The organism is Candidatus Nanopusillus massiliensis (genome assembly GCF_920984865.1).
The window spans coordinates 191,260-191,459 of sequence record NZ_OV100765.1 but is presented as its reverse complement, the minus strand read 5'-3'; the positions used below and the strand labels follow the sequence as shown (position 1 = coordinate 191,459).

Here is a 200-nt window from a genome sequence, read left to right as displayed (position 1 = left end):
CAATAGGTTTTGTAGAATTATTATCAAAAGCATTAAAAAATAATGGAATTGCTGGACTTACTGCAACAGATATTTCATCATTATCTGGATCAAAACCAAAATCCTGTTTTAGAAAATATAATACAATAGGAATTAAAACAGATTTTTATTTAGAATTTGGGTTAAGAAATTNNNNAAAATATATAATAATGAAGAGATTA

1 pseudogene (running past one end of the window) is annotated in these 200 nt (G+C 23.0%); it reads left to right on the top strand.

Annotation, left to right across the window (positions count from 1 at the left end):
- Nucleotides 1-200, top strand: a pseudogene (locus LUA84_RS01330) (tRNA (guanine(26)-N(2))-dimethyltransferase) (its annotated part extends 199 nt beyond the left edge of the window); the annotation flags it as partial.